We start from the raw sequence: 25,701 nt of genomic DNA, 5'->3' as shown, positions 1-25,701 counted from the left end.
CGGGCGGAGCCGGGCGCCGGCCGCGGCCGGGGGCGTCAGGCCTGTGCGGCGGCCGCCCGGCGGAACATGCGGGTCGCGGTGATCTCTCCGTGGATCGTCTCGCCCTCCGGGGACTGCTGGGGCAGGCCCGGACGGAGGTGCTCCTCGACGCTGATGTACTTCAGGCCCGCCCGCAGGTCGGCATCGTTGCGCAGCCGGATGACCAGCGGGAACTCGGCGAGGGCCGTGGTGTCGAAGAGGCCCGTGGTGTACAGCAGCTGGACGCCGAGGGCGTCCGAGACCGCCCGCTGGAGCTCCAGCAGGTACGTGGCGTTGGCACGGCCGATCGGGTTGTCGAGGAAGAGCGTGCCCGCGTGCCGGTGCTTGTCGCGGCCGCGGTCGTTGCTGCGCAGCGCGGCCATCGTGCAGTAGAGGGCGATGGCGGCGGTGAGCAGCTGGCCGCCGGAGAAGACGTCGCCCATCTGGCCGACGGGGACCCGCTCGGCGCGCAGCACGGCGTCGGGCTTGAGGATCTCGACGGCGATGCCCTTGGGCTCCAGGGCCGCCTGGACGCCGCGCAGGAGCAGGGACATGCCGTCGCGGCGGCCCTCGCCGAAGGCGGCGTTCCTCTTCACGGCCGTGCGGGTGGCCTCGTCGATGACCTCGCCGAGCCGCTCGGTGAGGGTGGCCTGGTCGGGCTCCTCGAAGCGGATCCGCAGGAACTCCTGGCCCGACCACTCGCCGAGGCCCTCGGGCAGCTGGGAGAGGCGCTGGGCGGAGCGGAGCGTGGCCAGGGCGGATTCCACCAGGCCGCGCAGCCGGTCCACGATGCTGTCGCGGTTGCGCTCCAGCTGCGCGAGCTCGTCGGTGAGCACGCGCAGCCGCGGGGCGAAGGCGGCGGCCCAGGCGGCGGCGTGCTCGGGCAGGGCGGAGGCGGGCAGTTCGCGGATCTGCTGGCGCGCGGGGGTGCGTACCTGCTCGTAGCGGTTGGCGTTGGCGTGCCGGACCAGGACGTCGCTCGCCTCGCGCACCGCGGCCTCGGCGGCGGAGAGGTCGGCGGCGCAGCCGCGCAGCGAGCGGCGGGCCTCGGCGGCGGACTGCCGGGCCTCCTCCAGGGTGCCGGGGTGGGCGACCGGCTCCTGCTCGTCCTCCGGGTGGGTGTGGTCGCGCAGCAGGTCGCGCAGGAGGGCGGCGGTCTCGTCGAAGCCTCCGGCGCCGTCCTCGGCGGCGCGGTGCGCGCGCAGCAGGTCGGCGTGGGCGGCCCGGGCGGCCTCCACGGCGGCGGAGTGCGCGGCGAGCTGGGCGGTGGCGGTGCGCAGCAGGCCCTGGGCCTGCTCGACGTCGGCCGGGATCAGCTCCTCGGGCAGCTCGGTGTGCGCCTCGCCCTCGGCGGGGGCGTGCCGTTCGGCCTCGCCCCGCAGCCGGCCGAGCTGCTCGCTCGCGGTGGAGGCGCGGGACTCCAGCATCTGGACGAGGGCCTCGGCGCGGGCGGCAGCGGCCTGCCGGGAGGGGCCGTCGGCCCCGTCGGTGCCTTCGAGGAGCTGGGCGGCGCGGGTGCGGACCTTGTTGGTGAGCCGGTCGAGTTCGGCGAGGGCGGCGCTCTCGTCGCCCTCGGCGCGGGCCTGTTCGGCGCGCAGGTCGGCGCCGACGCCGACCTTCTCGTAGACCTGGGAGGCGGTGCGGTAGGCCTCGCGGAGGTCGGGCAGCGGCGCCTTGGCGGTGCCGTCGTCCTCGGGCAGCGGGTCGGGGGCCCCGGCGATCTCGGCGCGTTCGGCGCGCAGGGCGCGGGCGGTGCGGCGGGCGTCGTCGGCGGCGCGCTGGGCGGCGCGGCGGTCCTCGTCGGCGGCTCGGGCGCGGTCCAGGCAGACCTCGGCGCGGGCCTCGGACTCGGCGGCCTCGTCGGCGAGTTCGCGGACCTTGGCCTGCCAGCCGGAGCGTTCGCGCAGGCGGTGGGCGAGACCGGCGAGGGCGTCGGCGGCGCGGCGGGCGCGCTGGGCGGCGTCCTGGCGCTCGTCGCGGACGCGGGCCGCGTCGGCGGCGGCCTCGTCCGCCTCGGCGCGTACGGTACGGGCCTCCGCGAGCTCGGCGTCGGCCTCCTCGGCGAAGGACCGGGCGGCGGCGGCGTGCTCCGCGAGTTCGGTGAGGCGGCCGCGCGGGCAGCCGGTGCGCCAGGAGGAGAGCCGGGCGGCGAGTTCGCGATCGCCGGCGAGGCGGGCGGCCAGCTCTCGGATCTCGGTGTCGCGGGCGGTGGCGCGGGCGCGCAGGGCGTGGCGTTCCTCGTCGGCGGCGTGCTCGTCGTGCATGGCCGGGTTCGGCGGTACGAGAAACACCGCGTCGGTGCCGTCGGTCGGCGGGACCGGCGCCAGCAGGGCGGCGGCGGTGCCGACGGCGACGGTGGAGCGGGGCAGCAGGGCGGCGGCGGAGAGGACCTCGCGGGCCCGGCCGTGGGTGTCGGGGTCGGTGATGACGACGCCGTCGACGAGTTCGGGGCGGGCCGCGAGGACGGCCGCGTGGTCGGCGGGGTCCACGGACTGGGCGAGGTAGCGCCAGCCGGGCAGGGCCGGGATGCCGTGCTCGCCGAGGTACTCGACGGTGGCGAGGACGTCGGGGCCGGGCGGGAGCAGGCCGCCGTCGCCGAGCGCACCGAGGATGCGGGCGTCGTCGGCGGCTGCGGTGCGCAGCTCGAACAGGTGGCGTTCGGCCGAGCCGACGGTGTCGGCCAGCAGTTCGCGGAGGGTGTCGGCGTTGCGGTCGAGGTCGTCGGCCGAGAGCCGGCCGGCGGTGGTGGAGACGGGCTGGGTCGCGGGGTGTCCGGCTGCGGCGACGGATCCGCCGACGCGGCCGGCGGCCTGGGCGGCCGTGCCCTGCGGGCCGCCGTGCGCGGCATCGGCGGGGCCGGGGACGCCCGGTGTGCCGGGGCCCGCGGGTGCGCCGCCGGATCCGGTGGCGCTGCCCTCACGCGGGTGCGGGAGGAAGGTCTCGGGGACCGACGGGAGGCCGAGCAGCTCCGCCAGGCGCGGGGAGGCGGCCAGGGAGGCGGCGGCGCGCTCCTCCGCCGCGCGGGCGGCCTCGGCGGCGTCGGCGGCGTCGGCCGCGCGGGCGGCGGTGAGTTCGGCGCGGGATTCCGCGGAAGCGGCCTCGCGGGCGGCGTCGGCAGCGCCGCGGGCGGCCTCGCGGGACTCGTCCCAGGCGGCCACGGCGGCCTTCTCGGCGTCGCTGGCCGCGAGTGCGGCGCGGGCCGGGTCGGCGTCGGGGGCGCTGTCGTCGAGCCAGCCGGCCTTCACGGCCTCGGCGGTCTCCTGCTCGACCTCGGCGAGGCGGGCGCGCAGGTGCTCGGCCTCGCTGCGGGCCCGCTGGGCGGCGGTGGCGGCGGAGGTGGCGTCGCGGTGGGCGTCCTCACCGAGGGACTGGAGCCCGGCGGAACGCTCCTCCTCCTCGTTGGCGGCGCGTTCGCCCTGCTCGGCGGCGGTGTGCAGGGCCCGTACGAGCTGGGCGGCGGCGGTGGCGCGGGCGGCCAGCGCGGGCGCGGCGTCCCGTTCGGCCTCCAGGATGGCGGCGGCGACGCGGGCGGAGCGGTCGGCGGCGGCGCGGTGGCGCAGCACCGTCTCGGCGGCCTGCCAGGCGGAGTGCAGGGTGCGGGCTTCGAGGAGTTCGCGGCGCTGGGCGGCGGCGGCCCTGTCGGCCACGGTCAGGGCCAGGGAGGCGTGCCGGTAGGCGAGTTCGGCGGAGACGGCGGCGCTGCGGGCGCGCTGGGACTCGGCGGAGGTGACCTCGTGGGCGGCGCCGGTGACCCGCTGGGCGAGGTCGGCGGCGCGGCCGCGTTCCTCGGAGGCGCGGGCGGACAGCCGGCGGGCGAGGGTGCGGGTGCGGCGTTCGGCGCCGGCGTGGACGTCGCGCAGCCGGGAGCGGGTCTCGGCGGCCTCCACGATGCGGCCCAGGAGGTCCACCGAGCCGGCGGTGAAGTCGCGTTCGGCCATCAGCTCGGCGCGGCGGCCGAGCTTGTTGCCGAAGCCGTGGACCAGGTCGGCGAGGCCGTCGGTGTCGCGGGTGTCGGTGACGGCGCGCAGCAGGAGGTCGGTGAAGTCGGAGTCCTTCTTGACCGCGAAGAGGCCGGCGGCCTCGCCCTCGTCGGCGTTCATCTCGCGCTGGTAGCGGAAGAGTTCGGGGTCGAGGCCGAGTTCGGTGAGGTGCTCGTTCCAGCGGTCGTGGATCTCCTCCCAGTACACCTCCAGGTGCTGGTAGGCCTTGCCGGCCTCGGTGATCGCGTCGCGGAAGCCCTTCATGGTGCGGCGGCGGCCCTGCGCGCCGGAGGCGCCCTCGACGGGCGGGCGTACGGAGGTGGCCTCGGCGACGGGGAGGTTGTCCAGGCTCAGGCCCGGCCCGGGGCGGAAGGAGTACCAGGCCTCGGCGAACTTGCGGGGGTCGTTGGAGACCTGGCGGCCGCGCCATTCGCTGACCTTGCCGACGACCAGGCACTCGCCGGTCTGCGTGTGCTGCCATTCCAGGGCGACGTGGCCGCAGTCGTCGGCGAGCAGGAACTTGCGGAGCACGCCGGAGCTGGCGCCGCCGAGGGTGTTGCGGTGGCCGGGGAGCATGACCGAGAAGATCAGCTTGAGCAGGACGGACTTGCCGCCGCCGTTCTCCAGGAAGAGCACGCCCGCGGGGGCGGGGCGGCGCGGCGGTCCGGTGGGCTCGTCCTCGAAGAACTCCGCCTGGGTGGGCGCCGGGTGGGGCACCGGCTCGCCGACTCCGCGCAGGTCGAGCACGGTGTCGGCGTAGCGCGCGCCGGCGGGCCCGATGGAGTAGAGGCGGATCCGGGACAGCTCGTACATGGCGGCGGACTCTCGTTGCTTCTCGGTGTGTCTCGGTACGGGGCGCGGGTGGGTCAGGCGTGGAACGGCAGGCCGGCGTCGGCCGCGAGTTCCAGGTCGTCGCCCTCGGGCGGCGGCAGGAGGGTGGCGGAGCCGTCGCTGACGGGGACCACGCCGAGTTCCAGGAGTTCGGCCATGGCCGCCGTGCCCGCCATGTCGCGGACCTGGAGCTGGTAGCGGGGGGTGGTGCGGTAGGTGCCGCCCGCGTCGTCGCCGGTGCGCTGGAGGAACCCGGACTCGGTGAGGAAGGCGGCGGCCTTGCCGACGATGCCGGTGGTGGAGCCGGCCAGGCGGCGGGCGTCCTTGGTGGCGCCGGTCGCGCTGCGGCGGGCGTAGACCCGCCAGGCGGCCTCCAGGCCGGGGGCGTCGGATGCCGGGTCGGTGTTCTCGCCGAGTTCCTCGGCGCGCTCCTCCAGGCGGCGGCAGGTCTGGCGGACGAAGGCGTCGACGCCGTTGACGGTGACGCGGCCGATGTAGCCGTCGTCGGCGAGGTCCTCGGGGCGGGGGAAGGCGAGGGCGGCGACGGCGAGGTGGGCGAGGCCGTGCAGGAAGCGGTCGCCGCCGTCGGCGGAGGTGCGGCGGGCGTAGTCGCCCATGCGGACGGCGAAGACGGAGTCCTCGCCGGCGGCGACGGCCATCCCGGCGCGCGGGGACACCTCCAGGACGACGAGGCCGAGGCCGGTGGCGACGGCGTCGGCGAGCCGCCCGAAGGCGGGCTCCTCGCGGTAGCGGCGCAGCAGCTCGGCGTATTCGGCGTCGCGGGCGGGGAGCAGCTTGGGCTGGAGCCCGAACCCCACGAGCCGGGCCGCGTCGGCGGCGTCGGCGGGCGTGAGGGACCCTCCGGGGGCGGCGGCGGGCGCGGCGGGAGCCGACGGGGCGTCGGGCTCGCTCCAGGCGGGGTGCCGTTCGCTCCACGCGGGGTGCTCGGCGTGGTGGTCGCTCACGGGCGGGTCTCCTCGGTGGTGCGGGTCTTCCGGGTGCGGGTGATTCCGGTGCGGGTGGGGCGCTGGGGGCGGGTGATCCCGGTACGGGTGCCCCCGACAAGGGTGTTCCCAGTGCGGGCTGCCCCGGTGCGGGTATCCCCGGCGCGGGTGTCCCCGGTGCGGGTGGGGCGCTGGGTGCGGGTGCCCCCGACAGGGGTGTTCCCGGTGCGGGTGCCCCCGACGAGGGTGTTCCCGGTGCGGGCTGCCCCGGTGCGGGTGGGGCGCTGGGGGCGGGGCGGGGTGTCCGGGGTGGTGGCCGGGCGGGACCGGGGGGTCATGCCGACTCCGCGCGGTCGGCGGCCATGCCCGCCGCGTCCAGGAGGGCCGTGCCGACGATCAGGTCGGCGCCGCCGAACTCGGCGTCGTCGAGCTGCGTGCCGTCGTCCACCGCGAACAGCAGCCGCTCCTCGCCCTGCCGGTACGCCGTTCCGACGGCCGGGCTCGCGGCGTGGACGGCGAGCAGGGCCACCAGGTACGGGAGGTCGGGGTCGTCGCGGCGGGCCTCGGCGAGGAGGCCGGAGAGCCGGCGCGGGGCGTCGTGCGGCAGGTCCAGGAGCCGGGTCGCGGCGGCGAGCTGCTCCTCGCTGAAGCGGCTGTCGTCCGGGGTGGCGATGAGGTCCGGCTCGGGCATCTCCGCGCCCAGGTGCTCCCGTTCCACGGGCGGGGTGAGGAGTATGTCCACCAGGTCCGCGACCCGTACCGAGACGGGGGTGCGCAGGCCGGTGCCGGCTGCGAAGAAGGCGTCGGTGACCCGGGTGGCCCGCTCCAGCGGGAGCGGCAGCAGGGGCGCGACGAGCTGCCCGTACAGGTCGATGCCGGAGCGCGGGGCGGGTGCGGCGAAGGCCTGGCGGTCCTGTTCGGCACGGAAGAGCGGGCCGGCGTCGAGCAGCCGCGACTGGAGCTGGGTGTGCCGGCGGATGCAGTCCTTGACGATGTCGACGAGCTCGGCGGCGCGCCGCTTGTTGTCGGGGTCCTCGGCCTCGTCGCGGGCCTTGCGGATGTTGGTGAGGATCGCGTTCTCGTGCCGGTAGCGGTCGGCGACGTGGTCGAGGGCCTCGGCGATCATGTCCGGGACGGCCTGGAGCCAGTCGACGGCGCGGACGTTGCGCCGGGTCGCGTCGAGGGTGCGGCGCAGGGTCTCGGCGTACTGGACGGTCCGGTAGCGGGCCTGCTCGGCGGCGAGCTGGGCGTCGGCCAGCCGGCCCCGGCTGATCAGCACCTCCAGCTTGACCTCGGCGGCGATCTGGGCGCTGGTGACGTCCGTGTCGAGGGCGCCGACCAGGACGTTGACCGCCTCGTCGGTGGTCCGCAGGTAGACCGCGCCGCCGTGGCCGGGGACCTCCTCGATCAGCTTGAAGTCGTAGTCCCGGCGGACGTAGACCCCGTCGGGGCCGAAGGTGCCGTAGATCGCGCGGAAGCCGCGGTCCACGCTGCCCACGTTGATCAGGTTCTCCAGGACCCAGCGGGCGACCCGCTCGTGCTCGGCGGCCGGCCTCCGGGGGGCCTGGGCGGCGACGCGCGGCAGCATCCGGGCCACTATCTGCTCGTGGTCGGCGCCGGTGTCGAAGTCCATGTTGAGCGTGACGAGGTCGATCGCGGACAGCGCGACCTCCGCCATCGCGTAGACCCCGTACTCGCCGGCCAGGTTGGCCTTGCGTACGTCGAGGTCGTGGAGCGGGGCGGTGCAGGCCAGGGCACGGAGCCGCCGGGCGAGGCCCTCGTCGGCGGCCGGGCCCGGCGCCGGGGACCGGAGGGGTTTCGCCGGGGCTGGGAGAGTCACGTCGGAAAGAGTAGGCGGTGTCACGGACAACAACCCAAACGGCACGGTTTCCGCCGGACCGTCCCCCGGCGGCGGCCGGGCGGCGCGGCCGGCGCGGACCCGCCGCCGGCGGCTGCTCTACGCTCACCGCATGGCTTCCATGATCGCACCTCTGATCGACCTGAACGCCGACCTGGGCGAGGGCTTCGGGCGCTGGACGCTGACCGACGACGCGGCCCTGCTGTCGGTGGTCACGAGCGCCAACGTGGCCTGCGGCTTCCACGCGGGCGATCCGTCGATCATGCGCCGGGTCTGCGAGCTGGCCGCCGAGCGGGGCGTACGGATCGGCGCTCAGGTCTCGTACCGGGACCTGGCGGGCTTCGGGCGGCGGTCGATGGACGTGCCCGCCGGGGAGCTGGCGGCGGAGGTGGCCTACCAGATCGGGGCGCTGGAGGTGTTCGCGCGGGCGGCCGGGTCCCGGGTGTCGTACGTGAAGCCTCACGGTGCGCTGTACAACCGCACGGTGCACGACGCTAGCCAGGCGGCCGCGGTGGTCGCCGGGGTCCGGCTGGCCGCCGGGGAGGCCGGGCTGCCGGTGCTGGGCCTGCCCGGGTCGCTGCTGCTGGCGGCGGCCGGGGAGGCGGGGCTGGAGGCGGTTCCGGAGGCCTTCGCCGACCGGGCGTACACCCCGCTGGGGACGCTGGTGCCGCGCGGCGAGCCGGGGGCGGTGCTGCACGATCCGGACGCGGTGGTCGGGCGGGCCGTGCGGATGGCCGCCGAGCGGACGGTGACGGCCTCGGACGGGTCCCCGGTGGCGGTGCCGGCGCGCTCGCTGTGCCTGCACGGGGACACCCCGGGGGCGGCGGGGCTGGCCCGGCGGGTGCGGGAGGCGCTGGAGGCGGCCGGGGTGCGGGTGGAGGCCTTCGCGTGAGGACGCTGGTGGTGGGGCGGGACGCGCTCCTGGTCGAGGTGGACACCGCCGGGGAGGTGGCCGCGCTCCACGCCGAGCTGCTGCGCCGCCGGGACGCGGGCGAGCTGGGCGGCGCACGGGAGATCGTGCCGGCCGCGCGGACCGTGCTGCTGGACGGGGTCCGGGAGCCGGGCGCGCTGGCGGCGCGGATGGCGGGCTGGGAGGTGCCGCCGCTCGCGGAGGCCGAGGGGCCGCTGGTCACCGTCCCGGTGCGGTACGACGGGCCGGACCTGGCCGAGGTGGCGGCCGCCTGGGGGGTCGCGGAGCGGGAGGTCTCGGAGCTGGTCGGGGGGATCGTCTTCCGGGTGGCGTTCTGCGGGTTCGCGCCCGGCTTCGGCTACCTGACGGGGCTGCCGGAACGGCTGTGGCTGCCCCGGCGGGCGACGCCCCGTACGGCGGTCCCGGCGGGGTCGCTGGCGCTGGCCGGGGAGTACGCCGGGGTGTACCCGCGCTCCTCCCCCGGCGGCTGGCGGCTGGTCGGCTCCACGGACGCGGTGCTGTGGGACCCCGCGCGGGAGCCGGCGGCGCTGTTCGCGCCCGGGGTCCGGGTGCGGTTCGAGGAGGCGGGGGCGGCGTGAGAGGGCTGCTGGTGCTGCGGGCGGGCGCGCTGACCACCGTCCAGGACGCGGGGCGCCCCGGGTACGCGCACCTCGGCGTGCCCCGCTCGGGCGCGCTGGACACGGGGGCGTACGCGCTGGCCAACCGCCTCGTCGGCAACCCGGCGGGGGCCGCCGCGCTGGAGACCACCCTGGACGGGGTGCGGGTGCGCGCACTGGCCCCGGTGACGGTGGCCGTGACGGGCGCTCCCTGTGCGGTACGCGTCTGCGGGCGCCCGGTGGCCTGGGGTGCGCCGGTGTGGCTGCGCGCGGGGGCGGAGCTGGACGTGGGCCGGGCGGAGTCCGGGCTGCGGAGCTACGTCGCGGTGCGGGGAGGCCTGGCTGCGCCGGCGGTGCTGGGGAGCCGCGCGACGGACCTGCTGTCGGGGCTCGGCCCGCCGGTGCCGGCGGCGGGGTCGGTGCTGGAGGTGGGCCCGCCGGGCCCGGACCCGGTCCCGGCCGCCGACGCGGTGGCCCCCGCGGGGATGCCGGCGGCGGAGCTGGTGCTCCCGCTGCGGCTCGGGCCGCGGGCGGACTGGTTCGCGGGGGCTTCGCTGGCGGCGCTGCTGTCCTCGGCGTACCGGGTGGCCCCGGCGTCGAACCGGATCGGCCTGCGCACGGAGGGCGGCCCGGCGCTGGCCCGCGCGCGGGGCGGGGAGCTGCCGAGCGAGGGGATGGTGCTGGGGGCGGTGCAGGTGCCGCCGGACGGGCTGCCGGTGGTGTTCCTGGCCGACCATCCCGTGACGGGCGGCTACCCGGTGGTCGGCGTCGTCCCTGCGGGACCGGCCCTGGACGCGGCCGCCCAGGCCCGGCCGGGGGTGCGGCTCCGGTTCGTTCCTTTCTGACGCGGTCCTCGCGCCGCTCGGCGCCGGGGCGCTTCGCGGGCTTCGGGCCCGCTGCGCCGGACTCCGTCCAGCGGCCTGTGGGGCGGGGCCGGTGCGCGTGGCCGCGGCCGGTGGGTCGTCTGCGGGTGGTTGGGCCGCTGCGCGGGGCTGGGTCCCCTACCCGCCCTTCCACCGTTCCCAGGGGCTCCGCCCCTGACCCCGCGCCTCAAACGCCGGCGAGGCTGAGAAACCGGCGCTCCGCGCCGGTGCGCTCAAACGCCGCGCGGGCTAGATTCGCGCAGCGAATTGCAGCCCCGCCGGCACCCTCCAGCCCCGCCGGCGTTTGAGGCGCTGGGGGAGGGTCTGGGGGCGGAGCCCCCAAGGGGTCCGGGGCGCAGCCCCGGGGAACGGGCGAAGGGTGGGTAGGGGACCTCGCCCCGCGCAGCGGCCCACCCGCCCGCACCCGGCACACGGCGCTCCAGGGACCGGGGCCGCGCCCGTACGGCCGGGGGCCGGGTCCCCGCCCGGGGACTACACGGCCGACTCGGGGGTGATGCGGCTGCGGACGGCCGACTGGACGTCTTCCTCCTCCGCCGGGTCCGCCGCCAGGCGGCGCAGGCGGGGGGCGACCCGGGCGTCGGCGGTCTCCGCGTGGCGGGCGGCCACCTCGCGGGTGGTCTCCTCGCAGTCCCAGAGGCATTCGACGGCGAAGCCCGCCGCGAAGGTGGGGTCGGTGGCGGCCAGGGCCCGGGCCGTGCGGCCGCGCAGGTGGGAGGAGGCCGTCTCGCGGTAGACGTGCCGCAGCACGGGGGCGGCGCAGCCGATGGAGAGCCGGCCCGCGCCGTCGACCAGGGCGAAGAGGCGGACGGAGTCCGGGCCGGAGCCGCGGACGGTGTTGCGGAGGGCGCCGAGGACCAGGGTGGCGTCGTCGGCGCCGCCGCCGGCCGCCAGGAGGGCCGCGGCGGCCGCTCCGAGGGCGTCGGGGCGGTGGACCCAGAGCCGGGCCCGGTCGAGGGCGGCGGGGCCGCACATGCGCTCGTAGGCGGCCACGGCGGGCTCGTCCGCGGCGGCTTCGATGAGGTCCAGGACGGCCGGGTTCTCCGGTTCGGCGAGGACCAGGTGGTGCAGGGCGGTGGCCCGGGCGGCTTCGCCGGAGGCTCCGGCGGCGGCCGCGAGGATGGCGGGCCGGTCCTCGGGGGCGGCCACGGCGGCGAGGCAGCGCGCGGCGGGCACGTGCAGGGGGGTGCCCCGGCGCAGCCCGTCGGCGGCCCAGTCGAAGACGGCCTGGACGCCCCAGCCGGGGCGGGGGCCGCTGGGGGTCATCTGGCGCTGCCAGCGGTCGAAGGAGCCCTGCTGGCGGGCGGCGCGCAGGCGTTCCGCGTAGGCGGGCAGCTCCTCCCACAGGGCCCACGGGCGGGGCTCGTAGGCGTCGCGGACGGCGGCGGCCAGCCGCGCCTCGCCCTCGGCGGTGGCGGGGAACCGGGCGAGGACGGGTGCGGCGAGCGAGCGCAGTCCGCCGTCGTCGTCGCGCAGGGCGAGCTCGTCGAGGGCCCAGGCCCAGTTGGACCCGGACGCGGCGTAGCGGCGCAGCAGCATGAGGGCGTCGTCGCGGCCGTAGGAGGCCAGGTGCCCCAGGACGGACAGGGCGAGGCCCGTCCGGTGGTCCTCTTCGTCGAAGAGGTCGTCGGCGCCGAAGAGGTGGGCCTCGATCTCGCCGAGGGGGCCGTCGAGGTCCAGGTACAGGCGCGCGTAGTACAGCGAGCGGTTCTCGACCTGCCAGTCCTGGCGCGGGTCGTGCAGCACGCACTGGTTGAGGGCCGCGAGGGCTTCGGGCCTGGGTGCGGCGAGGGCGTGCAGCGTGCCGTCGCCGCGGCCCCGCTGGAGGAGCCCGAGCAGGGTACCGCTCGGCGCTATGACTGGTTCGAACATGGGAATGGCCTCAAATCAAGCTGGGGACGCGACCGGGAATCGGGATTCACAGAGCCGCGTAACAGCATGTGAGGACGTCCGCCGTCTGGTTCCGCTCGATGTAGACCATTGCCTTCTCACTCTCGTCGGTGCTTCGCGACCACGGCGGCCGGTGCGGCAGGGGTGGGGTGTGGACACCCGTCGTGTCCAGCCCGCTCCTGCCCGTCCGTCATGTCCGCGAATCGAATCCGACGCCATGATGACCCAGGCGGTTTGTGCGCCGCGACCACATTTAAGGGCTCCGTGACCAAGCCGTGAGGTGGCGGGGCCCCTCGGGGCCCGGCTGCGCCCGGGAAAAAGCGGACTACTGGGCTCCGAAGAGTTCCAGCAGGTCGGCCTTGTTGAACATGCGGGCGGTGTCCACGGCGGAGGGGGTTCCGGCGGCCGGGTCGGCACCGCCCGCGAGCAGGGCGCGGATGACCGCTTCCTCGCCCTTGAAGACGGCGCCGGCGAGGGGGGTCTGGCCCCGGTCGTTGGCGCGGTCCGCCTCGGCGCCGCGCTCCAGCAGGACCGTGACGGCGTCCGCGTGGCCGTGGTAGGCGGCGAGCATGACGAGGGTGTCGCCGCGGTCGTTGGTGAGGTTGGCCGGGACCCCGGCGTCCAGGTAGGCGGCCAGCGTCGCGGCCTCGCCCTGACGGGCGAGGTCGAAGATCTTGCCGGCCAGTTCGACGACGTCCTCGTCGGGGGCGTCCTGGTGCTCGCTCATCGGTCGTACCGCCTTTCGGTGTCCGGCTTGTCGGCTTCCCGCCCCCCGGAAGGAGTTTCCCCAGGCCGGGAGGGCAGGACGGCGCACGGCGCTGCGTCCGTACGGGTGAATCGCCAGGGTAGCGCCCGTCCCGGGACATGACGGGGCCGGTCCGAGGCAAGGATGCCTGGCGGCGGTGTCCGCACACCGCGGGCGGCGGCCGCGCCAGTCAGGCGCGTCCGGTCAAGTGAAAAAACCCAGGATTCACCCGTATGCACCTTTTATCGCATTGATACTTCCTGTGAGCCTGGAACAACTGATGGTGACCGTACCCACCCACCAGGAGCCCCGACTCATCAGGAGAACGTCACATGGTCCTGTCCATCTCAGGTGTCGTCCTGCTCGGCATCATCTGCTTCCTGTTCTTCAAGAAGGACGGGATGAAGCTGACGCACGCGTTCGTCTGCGCGCTGTTCGGCTTCTTCCTGGCCGGCTCCGCCATCGCCCCGAGCATCACGGCCAGTACGGCGAGCCTCGCGAGCCTGCTCGGCGGGATCAAGCTCTAGCCCGCCGGGGCTCCGACCCCGCACGGGCCCTCCACGATCAGGCCCGCGGCCTCGCCGCCTGGGTTGCGCCCAGCCCGCAGAGCCCGGGCCCTGACGCCACAGTCCCGCACCACCACGACTCCAGGAGACGACCGTGGCCCGGCGCCCACTCCCCCGCATCCTCAGCAGCGGCAGCACGTCGCTCACCCGGGGCCGCGACCTCGCCCGCACGGCCGCCGACAGCGCCACCGACGTGCTCCACCCGCTCATCGTCATCGGACGCGGCCTGCGCGTCCTGGCCTCCGCCGGACGGCGCAGATGGGCGGCGACCCCGAAGGACAAGCGCGGTCCGGCGCTGTTCCTCGGGGCCGCCTGCGTCCTCGTGGTCGCGATCGTGCCCTACGGCCCCCTCGGCGCCCTGATCTGCGTCATGGCGGCCGCGGGCTGGCACGGGCGCGACCGCTCCCCGGCCGGCTCCGGGCCCGGCGACGCCGAGGCCGAGCGGCTGCGCTCGCTGTACGAGGCGCTCGTGCCGTACTTCTCCGCCCCGGAGGACCCGAGCCCGCTGTTCGCCCACGGCGGGGCCTGGGAGGAGGCCTTCAGCGGCTACGAGTTCGACGGCTCGGGCCGGGTGAGCCGGCTCCGCATCCGCTACCCCGCATACTTCACCGACGGCGAGACCGCCTCGCGGGCCCGGATCGAGGCCCTGCTGCACGCGAAGGCGGGGCGCGGCCGGGAGTACCTCTTCGACTGGGACGAGGAGGGCAACCGGCTGGACCTGCGGGTGCTGGCGGCACTGCCCACCGACATCGCCGCCCAGCCCTTCGTGACCTCGCCGGGTGAGACCGTCCTCGGCTTCACCGACCCGGGCGGCGTGCAGCGCACCGTGCCCGTGCTGGAGGGCGAGGAGCCCGCGGACGTGCCGCCGGTGATCTGGCGGACCGGCCCGCGCTCCGCCGAACCGCACCTGCTGGCCGTGGGCCAGCCCGGCAGCGGCACCTCCACCCTGCTGCGCTCGATCGCCCTCCAGGCCCTGGGCCAGGGCGGGGACGTGATGATCGTCGAGGGCGGCGGCAGCGGCGAGTACGCCTGCCTGGCCGGCCGGGCCGGGGTGCTCGCCGTCGAGTGCGGGCCCACCGGGGCGCTGGCCTCCGTCGAGTGGGCGGCGCACGAGACGGAGCGGCGGCTGATCGCCACGCACCGGGCCCGGGAGGCGGGCCGCCCCGCGCCCGAGGACTCGCGGCGCCCGCTGTGGATCCTGCTGGACCGGCCCAGCGTGCTCGCGCACCTGGCCGCCGCCGACGGCCGTCCCGACCCGCTCGCCCAGCTCCAGGTGCCGCTGCGGCACGGGCGCGCCGCGCACGTCACGGTGGTGGTCGCCGAGCACTTCGACCACCTGGAGCTCCTGGGCGACGCCGTCTGGCAGCACACCCGCGCCCGCGTGGTCCTCGGCCCGGCCCCGGTGCAGCAGGTCGCGGACGTGCTGGGGCTGCCGCCGCACACCACCCCGCCGCCGCAGCTGCCGCCGGGGCGCGGGTACGCGCGGCTCGGCACCGGGGCCGTGCACCGCCTCCAGGTGCCGGCCACGCCGGACCCGTACGACGACGCCGCGCACCCCGCCCACCGGCAGGCGGTGCTGGAGCTGCTGCCGGAGCGGCAGGCGCCGGGCCAGGGCGGCGAGGGCCCGCCGGTCCCGTGCCGGCCGCTCCAGGTCCAGCCGCAGCCCTCCTCGTTCGACGCCGCCGAGATCCCGGAGGTCCCGGCGGAGGCTCCGTAGCGGGGGCCGCGGGAAGGCCTACGCGACGAAGGTGCGCGGGGGCTCCGACCCGCTGCCGGCCGCTCCGGTGCCGACCAGCCGGGCCGCCGCGGCCAGCCGGGCGGCGGCCTCCTCGGCCACCGGCCCGCCGACGGTGAACGGCAGCCGGACGTACCCCTCGAAGGCCCCGTCCACGCCGAACCGGGGGCCCGAGGGGACGCGGACGCCGACCCGCTCCCCCACCTCGGCCAGCCGCGACCCGGACAGGCCGCCCGCCCGGGCCCACAGCGTGAGGCCGCCGCCGGGCACCTCGTACTCCCAGTCCGGCAGCTGCCGGCGCACCGCCTCGACCAGCGCGTCCCGGTTCTCCCGGGCCTGGACGCGGCGCATCCCGACGGCCTCCTCCCAGCCGCCCGTGCGCATCAGCCAGTTCACCGCGAGCTGTTCCAGCACCGGGGTGCCGAGGTCCGCGTACGCCCGTGCGGCGACCAGGCTGCGGATGACGTCGGGGGCCGCCCGGACCCAGCCGATCCGCATGCCGGCCCAGAAGGCCTTGCTGGCCGAGCCGACGGTGATCACGGTGGAGCCCGCCGGGTCGAAGGAGCAGACCGGGCGGGGCATGACGAGGTCCGGGTCCAGCCGGAGTTCGGCCATGGTCTCGTCGGCGATCAGCACGGTCCCGGCGGAGCGGGCCGCCTCGACCATCGCCCGGCGCTTGTCCTCCGAGGCCAGGGCGCCGGTCGGGTTGTGGAAGTCGGCCACGACGTACGCCAGGCGGGGGGCCGAGTCGCGCAGCACCTGACGCCAGACGTCCATGTCCCAGCCGCTCAGCCCCGTCCCCATCGCCACCGGGACCAGGCGGGCCTCGGCGGCGCGCATCAGCTGGAGGATGTTGGCGTAGGAGGGGGACTCGACGGCGATCCGCTCGCCCCGGCCCGCGAACAGGCTGCAGATGGCGTCTATGGCGCCCATCGCCCCGGTGGTGACCATGATCTGCTCGGGCATGGTCGGGATGCCCCGCTCGGTGTAGCGGTCGGCGAGCATGCGGCGCAGCGCGGGCAGGCCCGCCGGGTAGTCCCCGTGGGTGTGGGCGTAGGGCGGGAGTTCCTCCAGGGCGCCCTGGACGGCCTTGGTCAGCCAGGGCTCGGGGGCCGGGAGGGCGGCGCAGCCGAGGTCGATCATCGAGCCGAGGGACTCGGGGGGCAGGGGTTCCAGGCCGCGGGCCGGGAGCGGGTTCCCGGCCGGAACGGAGGTCCAGCTGCCCGCGCCGCGGCGGGACTCCAGGAAGCCCTCGCCGCGCAGGGCCTCGTACGCGGCGGCGACGGTGGTGCGGCTCAGCGACAGGGCGACGGCGAGTTCCCGCTCGGCGGGCAGCCGGGCGGCGACGGGGACGCGGCCCTCCAGGACGAGCAGCCGGATGCCGTCGGCGAGGGTGCGGTACGCGGGCGGCTTGCGGGCGCCGGGCGGCGCGGGCCGGTCCTGCTGGGAGCCGATGAGCCGGGCGAGCTGCGCGGCACCGACCGCTGAGGTCCACTGAGCCATGGCGTCCGGTCCACTTTCGTCGGATTGGCCCCCGGTCGGGGATCCCGGGGCCGGTATTGGATTGGTCTTCGGGTCCCACACTGTCATGGGCCGGTCCACCGCGACCAGAGGGGGTGCCGCGCGCTCCTGGGGCGGGTGCGCCCGTTCACCCGGCGGCCGGGTCCCCGCTCCCGTGGCGCTCCCGCCCGGCGGGACGCATTGGGCATACTGCGGCCGTGACTCACGTACGCCTCCGGCACCCCTACCTGGACCATCCGGCTCCGATCCCCTTCGCCCACCGGGGCGGGGCCGCGGACGGGCTGGAGAACACCGCCGCCGCCTTCCGCCGGGCGGCGGAGGCGGGCTACCGGTACTTCGAGACCGATGTGCACGCGACGGCGGACGGGAAGCTGGTGGCCTTCCACGACGCCACCCTGGACCGGGTCACCGACATGAGCGGCAGGATCCGGGAGCTGCCGTGGAGCCGGGTGCGGGAGGCGCGGGTGGCGGGCTCCGAGCCGCTGGTCCTCTTCGAGGACCTGCTGGAGCAGTTCCCGCAGGCCCGCTGGAACGTGGACGTGAAGGACGAGTCGGCCCTGCACCCGCTGCTGAACCTGATCGCGCGGGCCGGGGTCTGGGACCGGGTGTGCGTGGGTTCCTTCTCGGAGAGCCGGGTGGCCCGGGCGCAGAAGATCGCGGGGCCGCGGCTGGCGACCTCGTACGGGGTCCGCGGGGTGGTCGGGCTGCGGCTGCGTTCCTTCGCGATCCCGGCGGCCCTGCGCGTCGGCGCGGTGGCGGCCCAGGTCCCGGAGACCCAGGCCGGCATCCGGGTGGTCGACCGGCGCTTCGTACGGACCGCGCACGAGCGGGGACTCCAGGTGCACGTGTGGACCGTGAACGAACCGGAACGCATGGAGGCTCTCCTCGACCTGGGTGTCGATGGCATCATGACCGACCGGATCGACATCTTGCGCACGGTGCTGGACCGGCGCGGCGCCTGGGCCTGACACCGCCCGGGAGTCCGTGCGGGCGCCCGCGGCCGTGCGGTACGGGGACCAGCGAGGGGGCTCTCGAATGAGCGCGCAGACGACGGACGAGGCGGAGCCCGGGGCCGAGGACGGCAGACCGTCCGCGGAGGCCGCGGCCGCGCGCAAGCGCGAACAGCGCGGCTGGTACTTCTACGACTTCGCGGTGTCGGTGTACTCGGCGAGCGTGCTCACGGTGTTCCTGGGCCCCTACCTGACCTCGGTCGCGAAGGCCGCCGCGGACGCCGAGGGGTACGTCCACCCGCTCGGCATCCCGGTGCGGGCCGGGTCCTTCTTCGCGTACGCGGTCTCGGCGTCGGTGATCCTCGCCGTGCTGCTGATGCCGCTGGCGGGCGCGGTCGCCGACCGGACGGGGCGCAAGAAGCCGCTGCTGGCGGTGGCCGCGTACACGGGCGCCACCGCGACGGCGGCGATGTTCCTGCTCGGCGGTGAGCGCTACCTGCTGGGCGGGTTCCTGCTGATCGTCGCGAACGCCTCCCTGTCCGTGTCGATGGTGCTCTACAACGCCTACCTGCCGCAGATCTCCACCCCGGACGAGCGGGACACCGTCTCCTCGCGGGGCTGGGCCTTCGGCTACACGGCGGGCTCGCTGATGCTCGTGGTGAACCTGGCCCTGTACCTGGGCCACGACTCCTTCGGTCTATCCGAGAGCGAGGCCGTGCGCGTCTGCCTGGCGTCGGCGGGCCTGTGGTGGGGGGCCTTCGCGCTGATCCCGCTGCGCCGGCTGCGGGACCGGTCGGTGGTCCGGGAGCCGGGCGGGGCGCCGGCGGTCAGCGGCTGGAAGCAGCTGGTGGCCACCTTCAAGGACATGCGGCGCTATCCGCTGACCCTGTCGTTCCTGCTCGCGTACCTGATCTACAACGACGGCGTGCAGACCGTGATCTCCCAGGCCTCGGTCTACGGCTCCGAGGAGCTGGAGCTGGAGCAGTCCACCCTGATCGGCGCGGTGCTGCTGGTCCAGGTGCTGGCGGTGGCGGGCGCGCTGGCGATGGGCCGGCTGGCCCGGGTGTACGGGGCCAAGCGGACGATCCTGGGCTCGCTGGCCGCGTGGGCGCTGACGCTGGCGGCCGGGTACTTCCTGCCGGCCCGGACCCCGGTGTGGTTCTTCGCGCTCGCCGCGATGATCGGGCTGGTCCTGGGCGGCAGCCAGGCGCTGTCCCGCTCGCTGTTCTCGCACCTGGTGCCGGCGGGGAAGGAGGCCGAGTACTTCTCGGCGTACGAGATGAGCGACCGGGGGCTGAGCTGGGTGGGGCCGCTGGTCTTCGGCCTGACCTACCAGGTCACCGGCAGCTACCGGGACGCGATCATCTCGCTGGTGGTGTTCTTCGCACTGGGTTTCGTGCTGCTCGCGCGGGTGCCGGTGCGGCGCGCGGTGGAGGCGGCGGGCAATCCTGTTCCGGTACGCCTCTGAAGCGCGGATCCGGGCCCGGGCGGGCCCGGATCCCGACCCTCCGCCGCACGCCCGGGATCCGGACTCACGAACGAATCCCGAACGAATTTCGACGTTGCGGCAAAGGGCCGGTAGTGTACGCCTTTGGCCTGCCAGGCGGACCGTTACTGCGCGCACAAGAAGTGTAGACGTTGGGTGACATCTGCTGCCAGATGTGACAAAACGGGCACTGGTGGGTACAACAAGGGGCGGCACGACGGGCGACGCATGACCCGGAGCGGGAATCTATACCGCCGACCGGACGTTGACCGGATGACGACGACAGCGACACCTGTCCTGTGGGCGACAAGCCCGGGAGGCACGATTCATGAGTGAGCGAGCTCTCCGCGGTACGCGGCTCGTGGTTACCAGCTACGAGACGGACCGCGGCATCGATCTGGCCCCGCGCCAGGCGGTGGAGTACGCATGCCAGAACGGACATCGATTTGAGATGCCGTTCTCGGTTGAGGCAGAGATTCCGCCGGAGTGGGAGTGCAAGGCGTGCGGCGCCATGGCACTCCTGGTGGACGGGGACGGGCCCGAAGAGAAGAAGGGCAAGCCTGCGCGAACGCACTGGGACATGCTCATGGAGCGGCGCACCCGCGAGGAGCTGGAGGAGGTGCTGGCCGAGAGGCTGGCCGTCCTGCGCTCCGGCGCCATGAACATTGCCGTGCATCCGCGCGACAGCCGCAAGTCCGCCTGACCCGCGGGCACAGCGCAGTAGCCGAGGGGCCCCGCCACTGACGTGGCGGGGCCCCTCGGCGTTGTCCCTGTCCTGATGCGTCCCTGATGCGTCCTGCCGCCCGCCGGCTCCCTACGGGGCCAGCGGGGGCCGGTAGCCGGCGTCCGGGCCCGGCCGCTGCTCGGGGCGGTCCTCGCGGATCACCTCGCCCTGGACGACCTTGCCGTCGGGGTAGTGGATCCGGGCCTGGGTGAAGGCGTCACCGAAGCCGCCCGGGGTGCCCGATGCGATCTTCCGCTCCAGGGTGCGCTCGGCCCGGCGGCCCGCGAAGGCCCGTACGGGCGGCAGCAGCAGGAGCAGTCCGGCCACGTCGGAGAGCAGGCCGGGCATGATCAGCAGCAGGCCTGCCAGCATGGTCATCGCGTTGCCCGAGCCCTTGGGGGGCTGCGGGGCGGACGGTATGCCGCCCGCCATCGCCTGCTCCTGGGCCTGCTGGAAGCTGCGGGTGAGGTTCTTGAAGGCGCGGCGCCCGGCCCGCTTGATGACCACCACGCCGAGCACCAGCCCGCCGGCGAGCAGCGCCGCGACGGTGAACCCGCCGGCCGCCCCGGCGACCAGGCTGAGCAGCCAGATCTCCAGGATCAGCCAGGCGGCGACCGCCAGGGGGATGAAGGTACGGGCGGGCGAGCGCCGTCGGGGGGCCGTCGGGGTACCCGTACTCGAAGGTCCAGTGCCGGTCGTCATACCCCCCAGTGTGCCTGGAGCCGGGTGAAACCGGGCTCAGCCGGAGGTACCGGGCATCCCCTAGGGGATGCCCGGGCACGGCGGGGTCAGCGGCGCTTGCCGGCCAGCTTGGCCGCGCGCTCCTTCAGGCCCCACTGGGTGACCCGCAGCAGGGCCTCGACCACGATGTCCTTGCTCATCTTGCTGTCGCCGAGCTCGCGCTCGACGAAGGTGATCGGCACCTCCACGACCCGGAAGCCCTTGCGGACGGCCCTGCGGGCCAGGTCCACCTGGAAGCAGTAGCCCGCCGAGGCGACCTCGGCCAGGACGAGCCCCTCCAGGGTCTCGCGGCGGAAGGCCCGGTAGCCGCCGGTCACGTCGCGGATCGGGACGTCCAGCATCAGCCGGGAGTACGTGGAACCGCCGCGGGAGAGGAACTCGCGGCTCTTGGGCCAGTTGACGACCCGGCCCCCCGGCACCCAGCGGGAGCCGAGCACCAGGTCGGCACCGGCCAGCGCGGTGAGCAGCCGGGGCAGCTCCTCCGGCCGGTGGGAGCCGTCGGCGTCCATCTCGACGATGACGCCGTAGCCGTTCTCCAGGCCCCAGGCGAAGCCCGCGAGGTAGGCGGCGCCGAGGCCCTCCTTGCCCTTGCGGTGCATCACGTGGACGTGGTCGTCGGCGGCCGCCAGCTCGTCGGCGAGCTTGCCGGTCCCGTCGGGGCTGTTGTCGTCCGCGACCAGGATGTGGGCCTCGGGGACCGCGGCGCGGACCCGGCCGGTGATCAGGCCGATGTTCTCGGCCTCGTTGTAGGTCGGAATGATCACCAGGGTGGTGCCGAGCGGTCCGTACGTCCGCTGTCCGCCGTCGCTCACTGGTTCCCCTTGCGTGTTCTTCGTCCGTCCCGTCACAACAGGATGATTTTAGAACAGCCGGCGACCGGGACCGGCGGCCCTTCGGGCCGGACCGGCTCCCGCTGGCTGCGGGCCGCCGTGACCGTTGTCTACTGGGCCGCCGGGCCCGGTCCGGGGCCACCCTCCCCCGGTACGCGCCGGGGGCCGCCCCACCGGCGAAACCTTCCCTCGCCCCCGAGGCGCGGGCGCGCTGAGCGGACGGAGCCGTCCGGTGGGGACGTCCTGTGGTGGGCCCGGCCGAACCTATCCGGGCCGGGCCTCCGGTACCCCACCGGGGCCGGGTGGATCACCCCTGTGGCCGTACGAATACCTCCCGGCCGCCGACCACCGTCGCCAGGCACACCGGCAGCTCCCCGCCCGGGCTCAGGTCGGGCAGGCCCGGGGTGCCGGAGCGGGGGTCGGTGGACCAGCGGGCGACCCGGTCGTCGGGGGCCTGGACCACCAGTTCGCCTGTCTGCCAGACGGCGTAGTCGGCCGGGGCGCCGGGTACGAGGGTGCCCGCGTCGTCGCGGCCCAGCGCCCGCCAGCCGCCCCGGGTGTGGGCGGCGAAGGCGGCCCGTACGGAGATCCGGTGCTCGGGGGTCCGGTGGAAGGCGGCGGCCCGGACCGTGCCCCAGGGGTCGAGCGGGGTGACGGGCGCGTCCGAGCCGAAGGCCAGCGGGACGCCGGCCTTCAGCATGGCGGCGAAGGGATTGAGGGTACGGGCGCGCTCCGCGCCGAGCCGGTCGGCGTACATGCCGTCCCCGCCGCCCCAGGCCGCGTCGAAGGCGGGCTGCACGGAGGCCGTGAGGCCCAGCTCCGCGAAGGCCGCGATGGTTTCCGGGGTCATCATCTCGGCGTGCTCCACGCGGTGCCGGGCGGCCCGGATCCGGTCGAGCCCGACCTTCGCGGCGGCCGCGCGGACCCCCTCGACCACGGCGGCGACGGCGGCGTCCCCGATGGCGTGGAACCCGGCCTGCATGCCCGCCCCGGTGCAGGCGGCGACGTGCTCCGCGACCTCGGCGGCGTCCAGGTAGCCGGTGCCGGTGTGCGGGGCGTCGGCGTACGGGGCGTGCAGGCAGGCCGTGTGGGAGCCGAGGGCGCCGTCCACGAACAGGTCGCCGGCGGCGCCGACCGCTCCGAGCTCCTTGGCCAGGGCGAGGTCCCGGTCCGCCCAGTAGCCGTGGACGCGCGGCCCGGGGCGCTCGGCGGCCAGGGCCAGCAGGCCGGCGAAGTCCTCGGCGGAGGAGATGTCGGGCCCGCCGCACTCGTGGACCGAGCCGATGCCGAGCGAGGCCGCCCGGTCCAGGGCCGCCCGCTGCGCCTCCGCGCGCTGGGCGGGGGTGAGGGCGGCGAGCGCGGCGCGGCGGACGGCGTGGTGGTCGTCCTTGGTGAGCGGTACGTCGTCGCCGTGCGGGTGCACGTGGGGGACGAGGTCCAGCAGGGCCGTGGTGACCACCGCGGAGTGGACGTCGATGCGGCTCAGGTAGAGCGGGCGGCCTCCGGTGGCCTCGTCCAGCTCGGAGCGGCGCGGGGCGCGGCGCTCGGGCCAGCGGGCGGCGTCCCAGCCGTGGCCGAGGAGCACCCGGTCGGCGGGCCGCCGGTCGGCGTACGCGCGTACGAGGCCAAGGGCCTCGGCGAGCGAGCGGGCGCCGGTCAGGTCGAGGCCGGTGAGGACGAGGCCGGTGGAGGTGGCGTGGACGTGGGCATCGGTGAAGGCCGGGGTGACGAGCGCCCCGCCGAGGTCGACGACCTCGTCCACGCCCTGCGCGAAGGCGTCGGCGGCGCCTTCGGAACCGACCCAGGCGACGTGGCCGCGCTCGACGACCATCGCGGTGGCGAAGGGGTCGGCGGGGCTGTGCACCTCGCCTCCGCGGAGGAGGACGGTTCGGGCGGGTGCGGTGGCTCCGGCGGCTTCGGCGGAGGGGGTGCGGTCGGTCATGGGGACCAGTCTCGCCCCTCCGCTGGCCGCGGTTTTCCCCGGGTGGGGTGGGCCGTGCGGCGGTGCCGGGTGCGGGTGGGTGCCGCCGCTGCGCGGGGCCGGTCCCCTACCCGCCCTTCGCCCGTTCCCCAGGCTTCGCCCGGACCCCTCCTGGGGGCTCCGCCCCCAGACCCCCGCGCCTCAAACGCCGGCGGGGCTGGTTGTGGCTGGGGTGGGTGGGGTCGCCTCGAACGCCGGCGGGGCTGGATCGGGGCGGGCGTGGGTGGGGCAGCTCGAACGCCGGTGGGGCCGGGATTCGCTAGACGCGCGGTGGGCGGGCTTCGTAGGGGGTGCTGAGGACGACTGTGGTGCGGGTGGAGACGTGGGCCAGGGCTCGCAGGCGGCCCAGGAGGTCCTCCAGCTCCAGCGGGGTGGCCACGCGGACCTTGAGGATGTAGTTCTCGTCGCCCGCGACGCTGTGGCAGGCCTCGATCTCGGGCACGCCCGCCAGCCGCTCGGCGATGTCGTCCGGCGCGCTCGGGTCGAACGGCTTGACCGAGATGAAGGCCGTCAGGGGGAGCCCGACGGCCTCGGGGTCCACGACGGCCGCGTACCCGCGGATGACGCCGCGCTGCTCCAGCCTGCGTACTCGCTGGTGGACCGCCGACGTGGACAGGCCCGTGGCCTTGCCCAGGTCCGTGTAGCTCATCCGCCCGTCCCGCACGAGCAGATCCACGATCTGGCGGTCCAGCTCCTCCATTGCGCTCATAGCCGCACAACCTATTGCCCCGGACGCCTTCCGGCACAGCGGTGTCCACGGAGAAGTGGCACCTGCGGCGGGCATGTGACCAAAGCCACAGCCGTGTACGGGCGTACATCCCGCTCTGGTGGTTACTCGTGCCGCGCGGCGGGAAGTGCTTGGTGTGGCCGTGGCCGAAGTACCTGCCCGCCCGGCCCACCCAAGGGGGAGTACATCCATGCTGAACACCAAGCGCGCCGGTCGCACCGAACCGGAGCCCCTGGAATCCGTCGAGGCCGGCTACGCGGACGACGGGGAGTACCTCGAACCCGGCGACGCCGAGGACTTCGAGGTCCGCCACGCGGTCTGCCCCGACTGCGGGCAGTCGGTCGCCCTGGTCGCGGACGAGGAGCACCTGCCGCAGCACGCGCTGTGCCTGACCCCGTGGAACCCGTTCGGGCTCACGGTGTGCGCCGGCACCGGCCGCCCGGTCTCGGACGCCCTGCCGACGCTGGGCGCGCTCCTGCCGGAGCAGCAGGACCTGGAGGCCATCGTGCACCTCGCCCTGCCGCAGGGGCTGGACTGGCGGACGCAGCCGTTCTCGCACGTCGGCGGGCCGGGCTCGCGTCCCGTGCGGGCGGCGGCGGCCGCGCTGCCGAGCAAGAGCCAGCACGCGCAGGCCGCCTGATCCGCGGCTACCAGTACGTGCCCTGCACCATGCCGGCCAGGCTGGCGTGGTGCAGGATCAGCCCGTCGGGGTCGGCGGGCACCTCCACCTCCCCGAAGTACGCCTGCCGGTAGGCGATGCGCAGCATGACGATCCCGTGCCGCAGGGCCGCGTACAGGGTGTGGAACTCCATGTCCCGCGGGGTGTGCCCGGTGAGCTCGGCGTAGCGGCGTTCCAGGTCCTCCCGGCGCAGGAAGTCGGGCAGGCCCGGCTGGCCGAAGCCGACGGTCAGGTCCTGGAAGAAGCGGTGCAGGTAGACGGTCCAGCCGAGGTCCACCTCGCGCGGGGCGTAGGCCGCCATCTCCCAGTCGAGCACGGCCGCCGGCCGGAAGCCGTCGTAGATGACGTTGCCGATGCGGGCGTCGCCCCAGTTGAGGACCGGGTCGCCCTCGTCGGCGGGCCAGAGTTCCTCCAGCCGGTCGAAGGCCCGCTCCAGCAGGGGCGAGCGCGCCAGGCCGGAGACCACCCACTCGTAGTAGGCGCGCTGCGCGTCGACGTGGCGGCGCAGCGGGCTGCCCTCGCCCGCCGGGAGCAGGAACTCGGCCTCCTTCGCGGGGAACCGGTCGTGCAGCCGGGCGAGGAGGGAGATGCTCGCCTCCTGGAGTTCGGCGCGCTCGGCGTCGGTGGCGGAGTGCAGCCAGTTCCCCTCGTAGGTGTAGGGCATGACGTCGGGCGGTACGCGGCCCTCGGCGCGGGCCATCACGAAGAACGGCGCCCCGAGCGGTGCCGGGTCCTCCTCCAGCCACAGCACGCGCGGGACGGGCAGGTCGGTGTGCTCGGCGACCAGGCTCATCACGCGGTGCTGGCGGGGCATGTCGTAGGTGGGGAAGACGGTGTAGGCGGCCGGGTCGGCGGCCAGGCGCAGGGCGCAGGCGCGGACGGGGGCGTCGGGGTGCTCGATGTCGAAGAGCAGGGTCTCGCTGGACATGCCGTTGGAGCCGGGGACGGAGGTGTTGACGACCTTCGCGCCGGGGAGCCGCCCGTCGAGCCAGGCCGCGAGGCGGCGGCCGAGTTCTTCGGGCTCTCGGGTGGAGGTGCGGGGGCGGGGTGCCGTGGCCATGGCCGGTCCTTCCTGTCTCGGGTGGTG

At 75.7% G+C, this 25,701-nt stretch carries 21 protein-coding genes; 9 read left to right on the top strand and 12 right to left on the bottom strand.

The genetic code is table 11. The annotated features are described in order from the left end of the window. Positions 1-35: 35 nt before the first annotated feature. Genes OG553_RS28590 through OG553_RS28575 form a run of 4 tightly spaced genes read right to left on the bottom strand, consistent with a single transcriptional unit; the run spans position 36 to position 7,613 of the window. A complete protein-coding gene (locus OG553_RS28590; RefSeq protein WP_405981713.1) occupies positions 36-4,811 on the bottom strand; it encodes a hypothetical protein in 4,776 nt (1,591 codons plus the stop codon). A 53-nt stretch (positions 4,812-4,864) separates the two neighbouring features. Further along, on the bottom strand, positions 4,865-5,794 hold the full coding sequence (locus tag OG553_RS28585; RefSeq protein ID WP_405981712.1) for a hypothetical protein: 930 nt from the start codon (positions 5,792-5,794) through the stop codon (positions 4,865-4,867). Continuing rightward, positions 5,791-6,111 carry a hypothetical protein gene (locus OG553_RS28580; protein ID WP_405981711.1) on the bottom strand — a complete coding sequence of 107 codons (321 nt, stop codon included), beginning with the start codon at positions 6,109-6,111 and terminating at the stop codon, positions 5,791-5,793. Before OG553_RS28580 ends, OG553_RS28585 begins: the two co-directional genes overlap by 4 nt. After that, the gene (locus OG553_RS28575) at positions 6,108-7,613 is read right to left on the bottom strand and encodes a hypothetical protein (RefSeq protein ID WP_405981710.1); all 1,506 of its coding nucleotides are present in this window, start codon (positions 7,611-7,613) and stop codon (positions 6,108-6,110) included. The genes OG553_RS28580 and OG553_RS28575 overlap by 4 nt, the downstream gene beginning before the upstream one ends. A 151-nt stretch (positions 7,614-7,764) precedes the next feature. Here OG553_RS28575 and OG553_RS28570 point away from each other — a divergent pair, with 151 nt between their 5' ends. From OG553_RS28570 to OG553_RS28560, 3 genes are read left to right on the top strand one after another with little or no spacing between them, the layout of a single operon-like run. Beyond that, positions 7,765-8,523, top strand: coding sequence for a LamB/YcsF family protein (locus tag OG553_RS28570; RefSeq protein ID WP_405983165.1), 759 nt, complete (start codon positions 7,765-7,767; stop codon positions 8,521-8,523). Then, the gene (locus OG553_RS28565) at positions 8,520-9,140 is read left to right on the top strand and encodes an allophanate hydrolase subunit 1 (RefSeq protein WP_405981709.1); all 621 of its coding nucleotides are present in this window, start codon (positions 8,520-8,522) and stop codon (positions 9,138-9,140) included. Before OG553_RS28570 ends, OG553_RS28565 begins: the two co-directional genes overlap by 4 nt. After that, positions 9,137-10,003 (top strand): biotin-dependent carboxyltransferase family protein, encoded by an 867-nt coding sequence (locus tag OG553_RS28560; protein WP_405981708.1) that lies wholly within the window; start codon positions 9,137-9,139, stop codon positions 10,001-10,003. The genes OG553_RS28565 and OG553_RS28560 overlap by 4 nt, the downstream gene beginning before the upstream one ends. A 510-nt stretch (positions 10,004-10,513) precedes the next feature. Here OG553_RS28560 and OG553_RS28555 read toward each other — a convergent pair. Continuing rightward, the gene (locus tag OG553_RS28555) at positions 10,514-11,911 is read right to left on the bottom strand and encodes a HEAT repeat domain-containing protein (RefSeq protein ID WP_405981707.1); all 1,398 of its coding nucleotides are present in this window, start codon (positions 11,909-11,911) and stop codon (positions 10,514-10,516) included. 343 nt (positions 11,912-12,254) lie between these two features. Continuing rightward, on the bottom strand, positions 12,255-12,656 hold the full coding sequence (locus tag OG553_RS28550; RefSeq protein WP_405981706.1) for an ankyrin repeat domain-containing protein: 402 nt from the start codon (positions 12,654-12,656) through the stop codon (positions 12,255-12,257). A gap of 350 nt (positions 12,657-13,006) precedes the next feature. Between OG553_RS28550 and OG553_RS28545 the strand changes: the two genes are divergently transcribed. Further along, on the top strand, positions 13,007-13,201 hold the full coding sequence (locus tag OG553_RS28545) for a hypothetical protein (RefSeq protein WP_007262923.1): 195 nt from the start codon (positions 13,007-13,009) through the stop codon (positions 13,199-13,201). Positions 13,202-13,334: 133 nt separating this feature from the next. Then, positions 13,335-14,957, top strand: a complete 1,623-nt coding sequence (locus OG553_RS28540; protein ID WP_405981705.1) for a hypothetical protein — start codon at positions 13,335-13,337, stop codon at positions 14,955-14,957. 18 nt (positions 14,958-14,975) lie between these two features. On the opposite strand, the gene OG553_RS28535 is transcribed toward OG553_RS28540, so the two are convergent. Next, positions 14,976-16,478: a PLP-dependent aminotransferase family protein gene (locus OG553_RS28535; protein WP_405981704.1), complete on the bottom strand. Its 1,503-nt coding sequence runs from the start codon at positions 16,476-16,478 to the stop codon at positions 14,976-14,978. A gap of 215 nt (positions 16,479-16,693) precedes the next feature. Here OG553_RS28535 and OG553_RS28530 point away from each other — a divergent pair, with 215 nt between their 5' ends. From OG553_RS28530 to OG553_RS28520, 3 genes are all read left to right on the top strand, one after another. Next, entirely contained in the window at positions 16,694-17,464 is a 771-nt protein-coding gene (locus OG553_RS28530; RefSeq protein WP_405981703.1) for a glycerophosphodiester phosphodiesterase, read from the top strand. Positions 17,465-17,531: 67 nt separating this feature from the next. Continuing rightward, positions 17,532-18,914, top strand: coding sequence for an MFS transporter (locus OG553_RS28525; RefSeq protein WP_405981702.1), 1,383 nt, complete (start codon positions 17,532-17,534; stop codon positions 18,912-18,914). Between the two features lie 346 nt (positions 18,915-19,260). Beyond that, the gene (locus OG553_RS28520; RefSeq protein ID WP_007262928.1) at positions 19,261-19,635 is read left to right on the top strand and encodes an RNA polymerase-binding protein RbpA; all 375 of its coding nucleotides are present in this window, start codon (positions 19,261-19,263) and stop codon (positions 19,633-19,635) included. Between the two features lie 111 nt (positions 19,636-19,746). Here OG553_RS28520 and fxsA read toward each other — a convergent pair whose 3' ends face one another. The 4 genes from fxsA to OG553_RS28500 form a co-directional block, all read right to left on the bottom strand. Beyond that, positions 19,747-20,358, bottom strand: coding sequence for an FxsA family membrane protein (fxsA, locus tag OG553_RS28515; RefSeq protein WP_405981701.1), 612 nt, complete (start codon positions 20,356-20,358; stop codon positions 19,747-19,749). An 86-nt stretch (positions 20,359-20,444) separates the two neighbouring features. Continuing rightward, a complete protein-coding gene (locus OG553_RS28510) occupies positions 20,445-21,209 on the bottom strand; it encodes a polyprenol monophosphomannose synthase (RefSeq protein ID WP_405981700.1) in 765 nt (254 codons plus the stop codon). A gap of 325 nt (positions 21,210-21,534) precedes the next feature. Next, the gene (locus OG553_RS28505) at positions 21,535-23,169 is read right to left on the bottom strand and encodes an amidohydrolase (RefSeq protein ID WP_405981699.1); all 1,635 of its coding nucleotides are present in this window, start codon (positions 23,167-23,169) and stop codon (positions 21,535-21,537) included. A gap of 298 nt (positions 23,170-23,467) precedes the next feature. Then, entirely contained in the window at positions 23,468-23,908 is a 441-nt protein-coding gene (locus OG553_RS28500; protein WP_030240692.1) for an Lrp/AsnC family transcriptional regulator, read from the bottom strand. A 217-nt stretch (positions 23,909-24,125) separates the two neighbouring features. Here OG553_RS28500 and OG553_RS28495 point away from each other — a divergent pair, with 217 nt between their 5' ends. Continuing rightward, on the top strand, positions 24,126-24,575 hold the full coding sequence (locus tag OG553_RS28495; protein WP_405981698.1) for a hypothetical protein: 450 nt from the start codon (positions 24,126-24,128) through the stop codon (positions 24,573-24,575). A gap of 7 nt (positions 24,576-24,582) precedes the next feature. Here the strand turns inward: OG553_RS28495 and OG553_RS28490 are convergent, their stop codons facing one another. Then, positions 24,583-25,674 (bottom strand): phosphotransferase family protein, encoded by a 1,092-nt coding sequence (locus tag OG553_RS28490; protein WP_405981697.1) that lies wholly within the window; start codon positions 25,672-25,674, stop codon positions 24,583-24,585. Positions 25,675-25,701 lie beyond the last annotated feature (27 nt).

This window comes from Streptomyces sp. NBC_00158 (assembly GCF_045160885.1).
GTDB lineage: Bacteria > Actinomycetota > Actinomycetes > Streptomycetales > Streptomycetaceae > Streptomyces.
This window is presented reverse-complemented; position numbering and strand designations above follow the sequence as displayed.